At 69.6% G+C, this 13,731-nt stretch carries 15 protein-coding genes; 13 read left to right on the top strand and 2 right to left on the bottom strand.

Going from position 1 to position 13,731, the window contains the following annotated elements; genetic code table 11:
• The first annotated feature begins 319 nt into the window (after positions 1-319).
• The 8 genes from A6A25_RS10220 to A6A25_RS10190 all read left to right on the top strand — a co-directional run bounded on the left by A6A25_RS10220 (position 320) and on the right by A6A25_RS10190 (position 10,018).
• Positions 320-1,306, top strand: a complete 987-nt coding sequence (locus tag A6A25_RS10220) for a LysR family transcriptional regulator (protein WP_073887989.1) — start codon at positions 320-322, stop codon at positions 1,304-1,306.
• Positions 1,307-1,333: 27 nt separating this feature from the next.
• Entirely contained in the window at positions 1,334-1,522 is a 189-nt protein-coding gene (locus tag A6A25_RS42860) for a hypothetical protein (protein WP_143193058.1), read from the top strand.
• A gap of 185 nt (positions 1,523-1,707) precedes the next feature.
• Entirely contained in the window at positions 1,708-2,769 is a 1,062-nt protein-coding gene (locus A6A25_RS10215; protein WP_073888034.1) for a gamma-glutamylcyclotransferase, read from the top strand.
• A gap of 98 nt (positions 2,770-2,867) precedes the next feature.
• Positions 2,868-3,473: a DUF4232 domain-containing protein gene (locus tag A6A25_RS10210; protein WP_073887988.1), complete on the top strand. Its 606-nt coding sequence runs from the start codon at positions 2,868-2,870 to the stop codon at positions 3,471-3,473.
• On the top strand, positions 3,474-4,241 hold the full coding sequence (locus A6A25_RS10205) for an alpha/beta fold hydrolase (protein WP_073887987.1): 768 nt from the start codon (positions 3,474-3,476) through the stop codon (positions 4,239-4,241).
• Between the two features lie 45 nt (positions 4,242-4,286).
• A complete protein-coding gene (locus A6A25_RS10200) occupies positions 4,287-5,942 on the top strand; it encodes a hypothetical protein (RefSeq protein ID WP_073887986.1) in 1,656 nt (551 codons plus the stop codon).
• Between the two features lie 144 nt (positions 5,943-6,086).
• Positions 6,087-8,780 carry a DEAD/DEAH box helicase family protein gene (locus A6A25_RS10195; protein WP_073887985.1) on the top strand — a complete coding sequence of 898 codons (2,694 nt, stop codon included), beginning with the start codon at positions 6,087-6,089 and terminating at the stop codon, positions 8,778-8,780.
• Positions 8,777-10,018 (top strand): HsdM family class I SAM-dependent methyltransferase, encoded by a 1,242-nt coding sequence (locus A6A25_RS10190; RefSeq protein ID WP_083668214.1) that lies wholly within the window; start codon positions 8,777-8,779, stop codon positions 10,016-10,018. Before A6A25_RS10195 ends, A6A25_RS10190 begins: the two co-directional genes overlap by 4 nt.
• A gap of 94 nt (positions 10,019-10,112) precedes the next feature.
• On the opposite strand, the gene A6A25_RS10185 is transcribed toward A6A25_RS10190, so the two are convergent.
• On the bottom strand, positions 10,113-10,355 hold the full coding sequence (locus A6A25_RS10185) for a hypothetical protein (RefSeq protein ID WP_143193057.1): 243 nt from the start codon (positions 10,353-10,355) through the stop codon (positions 10,113-10,115).
• 117 nt (positions 10,356-10,472) lie between these two features.
• Between A6A25_RS10185 and A6A25_RS10180 the strand changes: the two genes are divergently transcribed.
• Together A6A25_RS10180 and A6A25_RS10175 are read left to right on the top strand one after the other, a co-directional pair.
• Positions 10,473-11,318, top strand: a complete 846-nt coding sequence (locus A6A25_RS10180) for a helix-turn-helix domain-containing protein (RefSeq protein WP_073887983.1) — start codon at positions 10,473-10,475, stop codon at positions 11,316-11,318.
• The gene (locus tag A6A25_RS10175; protein WP_073887982.1) at positions 11,315-11,494 is read left to right on the top strand and encodes a DUF397 domain-containing protein; all 180 of its coding nucleotides are present in this window, start codon (positions 11,315-11,317) and stop codon (positions 11,492-11,494) included. The genes A6A25_RS10180 and A6A25_RS10175 overlap by 4 nt, the downstream gene beginning before the upstream one ends.
• A 181-nt stretch (positions 11,495-11,675) precedes the next feature.
• Here the strand turns inward: A6A25_RS10175 and A6A25_RS10170 are convergent, their stop codons facing one another.
• Positions 11,676-12,053, bottom strand: coding sequence for a hypothetical protein (locus A6A25_RS10170; protein WP_073887981.1), 378 nt, complete (start codon positions 12,051-12,053; stop codon positions 11,676-11,678).
• Positions 12,054-12,271: 218 nt separating this feature from the next.
• Between A6A25_RS10170 and A6A25_RS10165 the strand changes: the two genes are divergently transcribed.
• The 3 genes from A6A25_RS10165 to A6A25_RS10155 all read left to right on the top strand — a co-directional run bounded on the left by A6A25_RS10165 (position 12,272) and on the right by A6A25_RS10155 (position 13,730).
• Positions 12,272-13,078, top strand: a complete 807-nt coding sequence (locus A6A25_RS10165) for a hypothetical protein (protein WP_073887980.1) — start codon at positions 12,272-12,274, stop codon at positions 13,076-13,078.
• Between the two features lie 138 nt (positions 13,079-13,216).
• On the top strand, positions 13,217-13,477 hold the full coding sequence (locus A6A25_RS10160; RefSeq protein WP_053718570.1) for a hypothetical protein: 261 nt from the start codon (positions 13,217-13,219) through the stop codon (positions 13,475-13,477).
• 1 nt (position 13,478) lies between these two features.
• Positions 13,479-13,730: a hypothetical protein gene (locus tag A6A25_RS10155; RefSeq protein WP_073887979.1), complete on the top strand. Its 252-nt coding sequence runs from the start codon at positions 13,479-13,481 to the stop codon at positions 13,728-13,730.
• The last annotated feature ends 1 nt before the right edge of the window (position 13,731 follow it).

The raw sequence follows: 13,731 nt of genomic DNA, 5'->3' as shown, positions 1-13,731 counted from the left end.
AGAACGCGGCGGGGCCGCCGGTCGCACACTCCGCAATGCCGACCGGCGGCCCCGAACGGGGTGGGGACGTCCGCCTCGCACCCCCTTGGCCCGTCACCCGCTCCCCGGCGTCCCGCGGCACTTCCGCCCACGTAAACGGTGTGCCGGGTCGCTCGACCACGTCTTGGGGCGTGGCGTCGGGGCGGGGACGGCCGAAGCCCGCACCTAGTAGATCTGGCTCGCGTGGCGCATCATCTGCATCTCCTTCGAGTGGGGACTCCGCCAACTATGGCGGGGGGAAAGGCTGGCGGCTCATACGAAAGGGGGATAGAAGAGCGTTATGCCCGAGCTTGAGCTACGCCACCTCCGCGCGGTCTGCGCGATAGCCGAGGAAGGCAGCCTCACCAAGGCCGCCTCGCGCCTGGGGCTCACGCAACCCGCGATGAGCGCCCAGCTGCGGACCGTCGAACGGATCGTCGGCGGCCGGCTGTTCGACCGGACCCCCGGCGGTTCCCTGCCGACCGAGCTGGGCAAACAGGTCGTCGGTACGGCCCGGTTGGTGCTCGACGAGGTCGACCAGCTGGTCTCGCTGGCCCGTGCCAGGACCAGTGCGGGCCGGGCCGGACCGTTGCTGGTCGGCGGCGTGCCGACGCTGTTCTTCGGGCACTTCGTGGAGGAGCTGCGGCGGGTGATCCCCTGTTCGGAGGTCCGCACCGAGATCATGCCCGGCGCGTCGGACCTGCTGGAGCTGCTGGTGTCCGGCCAGGTGCAGTTGGGCGTGCTGGACCGGTTCGAAGGGCTGGAACGGCGGGAGCTGCGCGGCCTGGAGCTGCGCCGGCTGGTTAGCGAGCCGCAGTTCGTGGCGCTGCCCGAGACCGACCCGCTGGTGGCGCAGGAGGACGTCGACCTCGCGCAGCTGGCCGACCGGGACTGGGTCGCGCCGCCGGACGAGTTCGTCGGCAACCGGCTGCAGATGCTGACCGCGTGCGCGGCGGCCGGCTTCACGCCCCGCTTCACCCACCACGTGAACGAGGCCAGCACCGCCCGCGGCCTGGTCGCGGGCGGTGCGGTGTCGTTCGCGCTGCCCCAGTCCCGCAGCGGGGAGGGGATCGTGATCCGGCCGCTGCGCGGTGCGCCGCTGATGGTCGACCTGATGCTGGCCACCCGGCGGGAGGGGCCCGCCGCCGGCCGGGCGCACGACGTGTTCGCCGCGGCGGCGCGGGCGTACTGCTCGGTGCTGCCCCGCAACCCGGTGTACGCCAAGTGGTGGGAGGAGCACCCCGAAGCGCACCGGGAGATCGACGCGGCGCTGCTCGCCGGCGGTTAGGCGGTCAGGCCCCGGACCGCGTCTTCGATGGTGGTCGGGGCGCGGCCGATCAGCTTCTCCAGGTCGGGCCGGACCTGGGTGGAGTACTCCCTCACGCCGCTGGGCACCCACGCGGCGAAGCAGATCAGCGAGCTGTTCGGCTGGATCGAGGAGAACCTGCCGAACTTCCTGGCGGCGCAACAGAAGTACGACGCTCGGCGCGCCGAGAGCGCGTGAACCCGGTATACGCGGGAACGCCGTAAACGTGTGACAGATCACGCCCAAACCTCCGACCTGTATTGGCAGTCGGCCCTCGGTCCACCGGTAACCCTCGCCGATCCGCCTTCAAAGGTCGGGTGTTTTGCGCTTTGCAGAACCCAACACCGGGTGAATTCGGGGTGAGGTTTGCCAGAATGGGTGCCATGACGCAGCCCTTCACGGACGATAGTCACCCGGCCGAGCCCTATCCGGGAGCTCGGCCGGGACACTGCTTCGTGCACCTCGACGGCGCCGGCTGGCCCGTGACGCCCGACCCGGGTGCCGATTCCGGATGGCGGGTCGCCCCCGACGGGCAGGACCTGGACGGCTGGCTCGCGGAGCACGGCGAACCGCCGCTCGCGGGCCGGATGCCGGTGCTGGCGTACGGCTCCAACGCCAACCCCGCCAAGGTGACGTGGCTGCGCGACGAGCTGGGCTTGACCGGGCCCGCGGTCGTGCTGCGGGCCCGGTGCGACGGGTTGGCCGCGGTGTGGGCCGCGGGGCTGCGCAAGACCGACGGGCAGCGGCCGGCGACGCTCGCCGCCGCGCCGGGCGTCGAGGAAGAGCACGCGGTGTGGTTCGCCACCGCGGAGCAGTTGCGGGTGCTCGACCGGTGCGAGGGCCGCGGCCTGCGGTACCGGCTGGTCCGGGTGCACACCGGTCGGGTGACGTTGTTCAACGGTGGCGTGGTGGACTCGGTGCTCGCCTACACCGGCGCGGGCACGCGGCGGATGCCGCTGCTGGTCAACGGCCGGCCGGTGCGGTGCGCCGAGGTGGACCAGCGGCAGGCGCGCCGGCTCGGGGGACGACCGGCGGACGGGGACGGGCTGGACGTGACGCCGGTGCACGGCGACCCGTCGCCGGACGACTGGCCGGACCTGCTCTTCGTGTACGGGACGCTCCAGCCGGGCATGGCGGCGTGGCACCTCGTGGAGCCGTTCGTGCACGGTGACCCGGTGCCCGCGTCGTTGCCGGGGACGCTGCACGACACCGGCCGCGGGTACCCGGCGTTGCGGCCCGGGGACGGGCCGGGCGTGCCGGGGCACGTGCTGTGGCTCGACCGGCCCGAGGACGCGTTGCCGGTGCTGGACGAGTACGAGGGTGACGAGTACCGGCGGGTGCGGGTGACGCTGCCCGACGGGCGGGTGTGCTGGACCTACGTGTGGACGGCGGCCGTGGGCGGGATGCCGGTGCTGTCCGACGGGTGGGTTGCCAGGCGTCAATGATGCGCCCGATCCGGTGAATTCCTCGCCTATCCACCCAACCGTTCGGCGGTGGGGTACGTCCTCCTGATAAGGACCCGTTTCCCAGCCAGGAGGTGGACATGAGGCGACTCGTGGCGTTCGGCGCCCTCGCGGTCGCGCTTGCCGCGTGCGGGAGCCCTCAGCAGGCGGCCGACCTGTCGACGCTGTCGGTCCAGCCGTCGTCCCCGGAGCCCGCGGATTCCGCCCCGGTGCCACCGTCGTCGGCACCGCTGACGACCGGGCAGGCGACCACCGCCACCCCGGCGTCCGGCCGGTGCACCGCCGCCGTCCTGGCCGGATCCGTGCGGCCAGGGGACGCGGGCGCGGGGAACCGGTACGGCAAGCTCGTGGTGACCAACAACGGCGCGGCGCCGTGCACCATCAACGGCTACAGCGGGTTGCAGTTGCTGGACGCGGCGGGCAACCCGCTGCCGACGGACCTCCAGCGGACGCCCGACCCCGGGCCCGCGCCGGTGACGCTCGTGCCCGGCACGGCGGCGGCGGCGAACCTGCACTGGACGGTGGTGCCCACGGGTGACGAGCCGGTGGACCGGCCTTGCCAGGCGGAGGCGGCGCGGGCGGCGGCGATCCCGCCGGACGAGACGGAACCGGTGGACCTGACGTGGGGGCTGGGTCCGGTGTGCGCCGGCGGGAAGATCGAGATCAGCGCGTTCTACGCTGCCTAGGTGATCGAGTCCAACGTCCCCGGCCACGCCGGTGAGCTCGCCGTCCGCACCTGGCCCAACCTGGACGCCGACTGGCTCGCCGTCATCGTGCACGGCTACGGCGAGCACAGCGGCAGATACGGGCACGTCGCCGAGGCGCTGGTGGCCGCAGGGGCGCTGGTGGTGGCGGCCGACCTGGTCGGGCACGGGAGGTCCGCGGGCGAACGGGCGCTGATCACCGACTTCGACGGCGTGGTGGCCGATGTCGGCGCCGCGGTGAGCTCGGCGGCGTCGGACCTGCCGACCGTGCTGGTCGGGCACGGCGAGGGCGGGTTGGTCGCGGCCCGGTACGCGCAGTCCAACCCCTTGGCGGCGCTGGTGCTGTCGGCGCCCGTGCTCGGCACGTGGGAAGGGCTGGACCGGCCGGACGAGGTCCTCGACCCCGGCCTGCTGTCGCGGGACCCGGAGGTCGGCAAGGCGTACGCGGCGGACCCGTTGGTGTGGCACGGGCCGTACAAGGCGGAGACCTTGGCGGCGTTGGAGAGCGCGCTGGACGAGGTCAACTACGGGCCCGCGCTGGAGCACCTGCCGACCTTGTGGCTGCACGGCGACGCGGACGAGGTGGTGCCGTTGGCCGACACCCGCACGGGCACCGACCGGCTGCGCGGCCTGCTGTTCGAGGAGCGCGTCTACCCCGGCGCACGGCACGAGGTGTTCAACGAGACCAACTCGGCCGAGGTCCTGGCCGACGTGGTGGCCTTCGTGCGCCGGGTGCTCCGACCGGTCTGACACCGCACGGCAAGACGACTTTTGAAGGCGATAGGGTCCGCGAGCATGATGGCCGGTCTCCACCGAATCGTCCGCGAGTTCGCCCTATGGCTCGTTGATCACAACCATCCGGGGGCGGACGTCGACGACGCGGCGCTGCTCCTCGATCTGCTGGGCCGCCACCTCGGCGTCACCGATCCCGCCGAGCTGGAACGCGGCGACCTCGCCGAGTTGCTGCTGGACGTGCTCCCCGGTGAACGCGGCGCGCTGACCGCACGAGACCCGGCGGGGGTGGTTCCGACCGCTCGCGCGCTGCTCGCGTTCTTCGTCGACACCGAGCGACTCCCGGCCGAACGGGCCACGCGGTTCTCGGCCGAACTGGACTCCGCCGAGCCGGACTTCGTTCCCGCGTTGCTCGACGTGTCAGGCTGGGACGAGAGTGACGACGTGTTTTCGGTGGACCTGTCCGCCGCGCTCGGTCTGCCGAGCCGGCTTCCACCCGTACGCCTGCCGGACACCGAGGCGCTCGCGACAGCGGCCCGCGCCAGCGGGCTGTTCGCCATGGTGCGGAAACTGGCGGTGTGGGTCGGCGAACAACGGCCGGTCACCGAAGTCGCCGAGCTGGAGGTGGCCGACACGGCCGAGGCGATCGGCGTCCTCGGTGTCACCGAAGCGGAGTTTACGCACCTGTGGCGCGTCGCGGCAGCCATGGAATTCATCGACTTCGACGACGACGTCACCGTGGCGGTCGCCGGGCCGTCCCTGGAGGACTGGCCGTCCGCCGAGGACGAAACGGCGTTGGAACTGTGGAGCGACGGTTTCGGGCACCTGCTCGTGGACCCGCTCGCGCTGGACGACGAGGAAGGGGAGGTTCCGTTCCTCGTCGAGTCCACCGGAATGCTGGTGGCACTCGCGATGTTCTTCAGCCGCTCCGAGGGAGCTCCGGTAGCGGAATTGCGTGATGCGGTGATGGTCGAGGCAACCGGGGAACACAACACGACACAGCTGCGCGCCGAGTGGGCGGACTGGATCGCCGCCAACGGGGACCCTGCGGACGTGCTGCTGGAGCGGATGTCGAAGCACGGCGCGGTGGAGTTCGTCGACGACAGCGCTCGACTCACCCCGCTCGGCACGTGGGGGATGCGTGAGCGTTTGCGCGCCGGCGGTATCCAAGTCCCGCTGCTGCCACCGGTAGAGCAGATGAGCGCACGAGATTTGATCGCCGCCGCGGACGGCTTCACGACCGACGAGTTGACCGCCGAGCGGAGCGCCTGGCTGGCGTCCCGTGACGCCGACGCGGCCATCGCCGACCTGTTGCGCACCGCCGCCGACGGCGACGCGGCGGAGCGGGTGTTCGCCGTGTCGATCGTCAACGAACTGGACGCGGATGACCACTGGCGGAAAGTCGCCGACACAGTGCCGCTGGGTCCCTACGCCCGTATCGCGTTGGGCGGACAGCCCGACGCCGTGGACGCCGCGTGGCTGACCGCCGACATGCTCGCGGCGGCGTGGAGCCCAGACGACATCGGGGGGCTCGTGGAGCAGTTCGCCACCGTGGTCCCGGAGGGCCTGGAGTCGGACATCCTGGAGATGCTCTGGCGGGTGCCGCACCCGGAGGTGCCCTCGGTGCTCAAGGCTCTCGGGGAGGGACACCCGAACAAGAAGATCGCCAAGGCCGCTCGCAAGGCGGCTTTCAAGACAGCGTCCTTGCCGAGGTCCTGAGCACGGTGCCGAGCCCGTCGACCGGCCCGGCGTTCCGGTTCAGGCTAACGACTGGGGCCAGTCGCGCGATGCAACCTCGATACAACCACGCGATCGTTCTCCGCTGCTAATTTTGCGCGGGAGCCGAAGACGGAGGTAGTGGGCATGGGGGCCGAAGACGACCGGTTGCGCGAGCTGGCCCGGCGGGCGCCGAACTTCGGATTCCTGCTGCGGCACGAGCGCCTCCTGTTGGTGCACGGCGCGGCGGCGGAGTCGTACGTTTTCGGCGACCCCAACACCTCGATGCTGAAAGCGCGCCAGTTCGGCGAGGCGCTGACCGCGACGGCATTCCTCACTTTGGGTATTCCCAGTATGCCCGGCAGCCAGTACCAGCGGCTCAACGTGCTGAGCAACCAGGGCACCATCGACGAACGGGTCAAAGACTGGTTCAACCTGGTCAGGCTCACCGGCAACCGTGCGAACCACCACGGTTTCGAAGGGCAGAAGGACGCGCTTCGCCTCGTACGGGCCTGTTACGAGCTGGGAGCCTGGTTCCACCGAATGGTGACCGGCGCCGATGACGCGCCGCCCTTCGTGCCGCCGCAGCCGGCCGCCGGGGCCGGGCAAGACGCCGAACTGCACGACATGTTGGCCCGGTACCGGCAAGAGCTGATCGAGATGCGGCTGGTCATCGACCGGGAAGCGGAGCGTCGGACCGCGCTCGCCGCCGCCGAAGCCAGGGCCAGGGAAGCCGCCAACCAGGAGATCCTGACCGCCGTCCGCGCCCAGGGCGACCTCCGAGGGCTGGTGGAAGGACTGGCGAGCCAAGTCGGCGAGCTCCAGGCGCGGCTCACCAGGCAAGCTTCCACTCCCACTCCGCCTCCGGTCGACCCGGCCGTGCGGGACGAGATGATCGAACGTTCGGCCGGTGCGAGCCGCCCGCGTCTCAACGAGGCGCAAGTCCGGCGGATCATCGACCGGATGCTGGCCGAGGCGGGCTGGCACGTCCAGGACCAGGCCGAGATGAACGTCGTGGCGGCGCCCGGGGTCGCCGTTCGTGAGATGACCGTCGGCCGTGGTCGCGCCGACTACCTGCTCTACGTGAACGCGAAACTGGTCGGGGTGATCGAGGCCAAGCGCGAGGGCTCCAGCCTGACCAGCGCGGAGCAGCAATCCCGGCGTTACGCGGAGGATGCGGACGCCACTCTCCGGCTCGCGGCGTGGCGTTCCCCGCTGCCGTTCCGGTACGAGTCGACCGCGGTGGAGACCCAGTTCACCAACACGCTGGACCCGCTGCCTCGTGCCCGCCGGGTCTTCTCGTTCCACCAGCCCGCGACGATCGACCGGTGGATGCGCGAGGCCGACGCCGACGACTCGGCGCCGACGTTGCGCGCGAGGCTCACCTTGCTGCCCGCCCGGCCGATCACAGGCGATCTGCGGGCGGCTCAGGTCGAGGCCATCACCGGCTTGGAGCAATCGCTGGCGAGCAACCGTCCCCGCGCGTTGATCCAGATGGCGACCGGCGCCGGCAAGACGTTCACCATCGTCAACGAGACGTACCGGCTGTTACGGTTCGCAGGCGCCCGACGAGTGCTGTTCCTCGTCGATCGGAACAACCTCGGCAAGCAGGCCGAGGCCGAGTTCGGCCGATTCCGCACGCCTGACGACGGAACACTGTTCACCGGGCTGTACAACGTGAACCGGCTCAGCAGCGGCACCCTACGGGACTCCGACCACGTCGTGATCAGCACTGTGCAGCGGATGTTCTCGTTGCTGCGCGGCGAAGAGGCCGGACCGGAGGACGACGACAGTCTCGACGACTACAACGTGGACCAGACCGTCGAGGTCGGCTATAACGCCACAATCCCGCCGGAAGCCTTCGACCTCGTGATCGTCGACGAGTGCCACCGGTCGATCTACGGTCAGTGGCGCGGTGTGCTGGAGTACTTCGACGCCCACCTGGTCGGCCTCACCGCGACGCCCGTGGCGCAGACCTTCGGTTTCTTCCGGGAGAACCTGGTCAGCCAGTACACCTACCGGCAGGCCGTCGCCGACGGGGTCAACGTCAACTACGAGATCATGCGCATCCGCACCGAGGTCGGCGAGCAGGGCGGCAGCATCCCGGCGAACACGCCCGTCCGCATCGTCGACCTGCACACTCGCCGTGAACGCTACGAGCGACTCGACACTACGCTCGACTACACGTCCGACCAGATCGGTCGGACCGTGATGAACCCCAGCCAGATCCGCACCGCGATCACAGCGTTCGCCGACGAGTGGCCGAAGTACTTCCCCCACCGGCGATACGTGCCGAAAACTCTCATCTTCGCGAAGAACGACAAGCACGCCGACGACATCGTGGAGATCGTGCGCGAAGTATTCGACAAAGACGAACGGTTCTGCGCCAAGATCACCTATCGGGCCGACGACCCGGACCAGCTGCTCAAGGACTTCCGCACCGACGCGGGGTTCCGCATCGCCGTCACGGTGGACATGATCGCCACCGGCACCGACGTGAAGCCGCTGGAGTGCGTGTTCTTCCTGCGTGGCGTGTCGAGCGCGACTTACTTCGAACAGATGAAGGGTCGCGGTGCGCGCACGATCGACGCCGACCTGTTCCGAACGATCACCCCGGACGCCAGGGCGAAGGAGAAGTTCCTGCTGGTCGACGCGGTCGGCGTGACCGACTCGCCCTTGGTGGACGCGCGACCCTTGCAGCCGCCGAGCCAGCGTCAGGTCAGCTTGCAGAAGCTGCTGGAGCGCGCGGCGAGAAGCACCTGGGCTGGCAGACGCTGCTGGACAAGGACGCGAAAGACCTCAAGGACCACTACGAGTTCGTCCTGGAACAGCTGGGCATGAAGCCGGACACGGCTCGCGGCCTCATCTACCACGGCGCGGAGAACAAGATCCGCAACGTCGGTACGCTCAAGAAACTGATCGTCGACCTGATCGACAAGGTCAACTGGTCCGGCACGGGTGTCGACATCAAGGGCGACGCCTATGAAGCGCTGCTGGAGAAGGGCGCGGAAGACGTCAAGTCCGGCGCAGGCCAGTACTTCACTCCGCGAGCGCTGATCGACGCCATCGTGGACTGCGTCCGCCCCACACCCCGAGACACCATCGTCGACCCGGCGTGCGGCACCGGCGGCTTCCTCCTGGCAGCCCACCAGCACATCCTCGACAACCACCGGGACAAGCTGACCGAGGACGAGGTCAACCGGCTGCGCGAGGGCAACATCACCGGTGTCGAACTCGTGCACGACACCGCCCGCCTCGCCCAGATGAACTTGCTACTCCACGGTATCGGCACGGCGAGCGGGGCGGCGGCGATCAAGGTCGGAGACGCTCTGGCCGAGGAACCCGAACGCCGTGCGTCCCTGGTGTTGGCCAATCCCCCGTTCGGCCGCAAGTCCGGCTTCACCACGATCGACGAAGCGGGCAAGGTCACCAGGGACGATGTCAGCTACGACCGGCTCCAGGTCACGACCAGCAACAAACAGCTCAACTTCGTCCAGCACATCGCCGACCTGCTCAAGATCGACGGTCGGGCGGCGGTCGTCGTGCCGGACAACGTCCTTTTCGAGGGCGGCGCAGGGGAGAAAATCCGCAAGCGACTGCTCCGCGAGTTCGATGTGCACACCCTCCTGCGCCTACCCACCGGCATCTTCTACGCGGGTGGCGTCAAGGCGAACGTGTTGTTCTTCGACCGCAAGCGGCCTCGGCCGGAGAAGCCGTGGACCGACACCCTGTGGGTTTACGACTTCCGGGTCGGCGAGCACTTCACGCTGCGTCAGCGCAAGTTCACCCGCGCGCACCTCCAGGAGTTCGTTCGGGCCTACAACCCGGAGGACCGATCCACCCGTGTGGAAACCGAACGGTTCAAGCCTTTCAGCTACGACGAGCTGATCCGTCGCGACAAGGCGAACCTCGACATCACCTGGCTGCGCGACCCGGAGCTGGAAGACGCCGACAACCTCCAGCCTCCGGACGTGATCGCTCAGGAGATCGTCGACGATCTCCAGGCGGCGCTGAACGAGTTCGCGGCCGTCGCCGAGGCGCTGCAACTGGCCAGGGCCGAGCGCGAGGCAAACTCATGATCTGCTCATGACCGAGCCCAGCGAGCCGCCCTCCACCTACGTGGACAGCTTCACGGGGCACAGCGAGTGACGAGGAGTAGGGCGGTGCCCGCCATCAGAACCACTGGGACTCCGGCACCATGGCGTTCAGCTCGACCCGGACCGCCTGGAGATCGTCCCGGACCTCGTCCAGCCTGCGGGCCGCCGCACTCGTCCGGTCCACCAGGTCCGACCGCCCGGCCGCGACGAGGCACTGAACGGCCTGCTCGTCCAGGAACCAACGCGCCATCGCCGCCTTGAGGATCGCGTCCATCACGATCCTCCGCGCAGCCTTCACAGCTTCATCCGATCCGGTCATGCCCGCCTCCCTACGTCGGCCCCCTTGCCGTGAGATGCTAGACACACATCGACCGTTTGTTTCGAGAACAGGCAGCAAGTAGCGGAAACAGCACCCGATCGGATTACAGGAGCGCGGATGCCCAGGAAGTCACCGGGCGCGAGGGAACGCGGTCTCGGCGCGGAACTCCGCGCCATCCGGGAGGCCGTCCAGCCGAAGTTGACCGTCAGCAGAGCCGCCGAGCTGCTCGGGTGGAGCAAGTCGCTGCTCTCCAACCTGGAGAACGGCAAGCGCAACACCACCGCCGAGGAGGTCGCCGCGCTGCTGGCGATCTACCACGTCACGGACGGCAGGCGCGAAGAGCTGATCGAGAAGGCGAGGGGCAGCCACGGCCCGGGGCTGTGGGAACGCAACCTGCCGGGCTTGCCGCGCGAGTCGAACACCCTCGCGGGGTACGAGGCCGAAGCGGTCCGGATGCTGTGCTGGGAACCGCTGCTCGTGCCCGGACTGCTCCAGACCATGGACTACACCCGCGCGTTCATGCTCGTGGACGGTGTGGAGCCGAGGGACATCGAGCCGAGGCTGATGGCCCGGCTGCGCCGTCAGCAGGTGCTGCGCGGTGACGTCGAGTACGTGGCGCTGATCGGCGAGGCGGCCTTGCGGACGACGGTCGGCGGCTCGAAGGCCATGGCCGAGCAGTGGCGGCAGGTCGCCCGCGCCGCCGAGGCGTCGAACGTCGACGTCCGCGTGGTGCCGTCCGACGTCGTGCACCCCGGGATGCTGGGGCCGTTCCTGCTCTTGGAGTTCAAGACGGCCACGCCGATCGCACACGTCGAGCACCAGCGGTCGGCCATGTTCCTGGAGCGCGGCGACGCTACGCCGTACGTGACGACGGCGGCGAGGGTGGAAGCTGTCACGCTCGGCGCGACAGAATCTCTTCGGCTGATCACCGCACGAGCCGAGGAGTTGGAGGGCAAGACATGAGGTGGCGCAAGTCCAGCAGGTCCGGCTCGACGTCGAACTGCGTCGAGCTGGCCGCGACACCGCGCACCCGCGCCGTGCGCGACTCGAAGAACGTCGACGGCGGCGCGCTGACGTTCACCACGGCTACGTTCGCAGGGTTCCTGACCGAGGTGAAATCAGGGCGGTTCGAACGTTGACATGTCGGCCGTGGCACTCGGCGCGAGGTTGCCACGGCCGGCGCGAACTCGGCGGCGTCGTAGACGGCCGTGCTGAGCAGTGCCGGCCGCGGTCGCCCGCGGCCGGCACGCGTCAGGGATGGTTCACCGCGACCCGAACGGGTGGGGCGGCCGACGCGGCGCCGCCCCACCCCGTCACGGATCACTCGTCGTAGTCGCCGTTGTCGTCGTCCTCGTAGTAGTCGGGCGCGTCGGCGGTGGCGCTGGTATCGCCGGCGTAGGCACCCTCCGGACCAGACCAGGAGTAGTGGTCGTAGTAGCCGGCGTGGTCGCCGTACACCCAAGACACCACGAGGTACGAGCCCGCGCCGTACGGGCTGGCGAGCTGGGCCTGCTCGTAGTAGTACGAGTTGCCCCAGTCGTCTGCGCCGGCAGCCTGGTCGTAGACCGCGGCGCCGCCCGCGTTGGCGGCCACGTCGGTCTGGTCGTATTCCACGTCGGCCGACGCGATGCCCGCGGCGCCGATGACGAGCGGGAGCGAAAGCACGCTCGCGGCGACCAGTCGGATGATGCTGCGCATGGTGGAACCTCCTTGGCGTAGATGGCCATGCGCTCACATCGTTACCTCGCACGGCACGCCGCCGGACGTCGCCGACCGCATCGTGTGAACGGCGGTTAGACCGGCCAAAACGGCCTGATCAGCGGACATCACGAGGGGTGGGCGCAAGTCCCTGCTTATGGGTGACATCAGTGGCACCCTCACGTGCCCCACGTGTGTCATGGACAATTTGCGTCGAGATGGTGGGAGAAGACCTGGAGCTGCTGATCACCGCGGTGGTGGCGGCCGACGACGAGCGGCAGGCGCGGGCCGCCTGCTCCGCACTGCTGCGCCAAGTCGGCGGGCGGGTGGTGCGGGCCATCGACTGCTCCGACGAGGAACCCGGCTGCTGGTCGGTGACGATCAGCCGGATCAGCGGCGAGCGCGCGACGCAGAACGTGGCGGGTGCGCTGGCCCGCGCGGTGCGCACGTTCGTCCGGCGGCTGGGCGACGAGTTCCCCACGCCGCGGGTGGCCTGCGAGCCGCCGACGGCGTGGACGGTGCTGGAGGACCCGGCGCTGCTCGACGGTTTGGTGCCGGGCGCCGAACGGCTGCTGGTGGAGGCGTGGGCAGGCGGTGATCCGCAGCAGGGCGCCTTGGCGCCCCGGGAGGAAGAGGGCGGTTCGGCGCAACGGCCGGAGCCCGAACGGGTCAGCACGCGGTTGTCGTTGCGCGTGGACGTGGCCACCGACCGGTCCGCGGGCGCCGAGTGGCAAGCGCGGGCGGTAGCGAGCCGGGTCGCGAGAAGTGGCAAGATCACCCGAGTGGCTCCCCACGGGCACCTACTGAGCGTGCACATCGACCTCGGCGAGAGCGTTAATTCGCCCACGGTCGCGCTACACGACGCCGTGTCGTCGCTGGGCCGTTCGGGGTGGTCGGACGTCGCGTGGTCGGACGGTTCCGGCACGATCCGCTGGTCAGCCACACCGGCGCCGGCGGCGGGGATCGCCGCGTTGGAACTGACAGCGACACCGGCCTCGGCATTCGTGTGGACGGTGCCCGACTGAGATCGACATCGCTGACCCGAACGAGTGGATTTGCACCTCCACCCGGTCAGCCGATCTTGCTTGTGAATCGTGAAACTTTAGGTACTACTTTCAACTATAGGAACTCAAGCCGTTTTGCCGGGAGGGTCGGGATCCGACATGGCCAGCATCGAAGAGGTCCGCAACGCGATCGCACAGGCCGTCGAGAAAGCGGGCCAGAGCGTGAACGCCCTGCAACAGGCCGCCGACCTGGCCGAGGACGCGCAAGCGCTGCTGAGCACGGCCACCCAGGGCAGCGTCCAGGCCGACGTGGAGCAGGCGAACGCGCGGTTCGCCGAGGTCGTCAGCGGCGTCACCGACCTGCAGAAGCACCTCGGCGCCGGGATCTCCCAGGCCGAGAGCATCAACTCCAGGTTGTGACGTGACGTCGGTAGGCGAGATCAAGCTCGCGCTCGAACAGAGCTGCGAGCACTTACGGGACGCCTACCGCAGCGTCCGGGAGGCCCAGAGCGCGTTGGACGAGGCGATCGAGATCCTGGCCGAGGCGAGCGCCCAGCACCACGAGTCGCTGGTGCCCGCCGGGTTCGTGGCGGCGGGCGAGAGGTTCGCCGACGAGTTGGAGCTGATCGTGGGCAGCCTGGAACTGGTCCAACGACTGGCCGTGGAGCTGTGAC

The sequence above is a fragment of the Saccharothrix sp. CB00851 genome (genome assembly GCF_001905065.1).
Taxonomy (GTDB): domain Bacteria; phylum Actinomycetota; class Actinomycetes; order Mycobacteriales; family Pseudonocardiaceae; genus Actinosynnema.
The sequence above is the reverse complement of the archived record's forward strand: the minus strand, read 5'-3'. Positions and strand labels throughout refer to the sequence as shown.